Here is a 1,362-nt window from a genome sequence, read left to right on the forward strand (position 1 = left end):
CTTAACAGGCTGTTGAATTTCGTTCCGATGTGCACGGTCGTTGAGAGCTATGCGTTATGGATATCATGTTCACAACATCAGGCGAGAAGTGCGATGCGCGGAATTGACGAGATGCAAGAGACCTTGTTCACGACGGTCAAACTTGAGGACTTCGTTCCTGCAGATCATCCGTTGCGACCGGTGCGCCTGCTGGTCAACGATGCGCTCAAGCGGCTCAATAGCCTGTTCAATGTGATTTATGCCGACGGCGGCCGGGCATCGATCGCACCGGAGAAACTGCTGCGTGCGCTGCTGTTGCAGGTGTTCTACTCGGTGCGCAGCGAGCGCATGCTGATGGAGCAGATGCGTTACAACCTGCTGTTTCGCTGGTTCGTGGGGCTGCCCATCGAGCAGGCCGTGTGGGATCACTCGGTGTTCTCGAAGAACCGCGACCGGTTGCTCGAACATGATGTCGTGGAAGCGTTCTTCACCGAGGTCATGACGCTGGCCGACAAGCGCGGCCTGCTCTCGAAGGAGCATTTCTCCGTGGACGGCACGCTGATTCAGGCATGGGCCAGTCACAAGAGCTTTCGCGCCAAGGACGGCTCGGACGATGAACCGCCCGCCGGGGGCGGACGCAATACGCACACCGACTGGAAAGGCAAGCGACGCAGCAATGAAACGCATGAATCGGGCACCGATGCCGATGCGCGCCTGTTCAAGAAGAGCCGCAAGGGTGCGGCCATGCTCTGTTATCACGGTCACATCCTGATGGAGAACCGTTCGGGTCTCGTGGTAGGCGCGGTGGTGAGTCACGCCGATGGCTGCGCCGAGCGCGCGAGCGCATTGCGTCTGCTCGATTGCGTACCCGGCAGCCACGCGAAGACCGTCGGCGCGGACAAGGCTTACGACACGCGCGACTTCATCCGCGATTGCCGATCGCGCAACGTGACGCCGCATGTTGCGCGCAACGACGCCCGGCACGGTGGCAGCGCCATCGATGGACGCACGTCGCGGCATGAGGGTTATCGCATCAGCCAGGTGAAGCGCAAACGTATCGAGGAGCATTTCGGATGGGGCAAGACCGTAGGCCGGATTCGGCAGACGGTTTATCGCGGTATCAAGCGTGTGGACCAGCATTTCAAACTGACGATGATGGCAAGCAATCTGACGCGCATGGCGCGAATGATGTGCGCGGCCCCGCAAGGAGCGGTGCAATGAGCGCGCGCCAAGCATGCGCCACCAGACATGATGCCGCCAAGCGCGAGCAAAGTGACCCAGCGGTATGTGGCGCATCGGCAAGTTATCGGCAGATCGCATGAGGCTCCTTCAAAAAACGTCACTCCGGTGCGTTTGATGGGGGCTTTTCAACAGCCTGTTAAG

1 protein-coding gene is annotated in these 1,362 nt (G+C 59.9%); it reads left to right on the forward strand.

Annotated features, from left to right (window positions below; all coding sequences use genetic code 11):
• Positions 1-93 precede the first annotated feature (93 nt).
• A complete protein-coding gene (locus tag AWB74_RS44560) occupies positions 94-1,200 on the forward strand; it encodes an IS5 family transposase (RefSeq protein ID WP_061152802.1) in 1,107 nt (368 codons plus the stop codon).
• The last annotated feature ends 162 nt before the right edge of the window (positions 1,201-1,362 follow it).

The organism is Caballeronia arvi (assembly GCF_001544695.2).
GTDB classification, from domain to species: Bacteria; Pseudomonadota; Gammaproteobacteria; order Burkholderiales; family Burkholderiaceae; genus Caballeronia; species Caballeronia arvi.

Coding starts and splice junctions, on each gene's coding strand:
- AWB74_RS44560 (WP_061152802.1), top strand. CDS start 94: ATGCGCGGAATTGACGAGATGCAAGAGACCTTGTTCACGACGGTCAAA.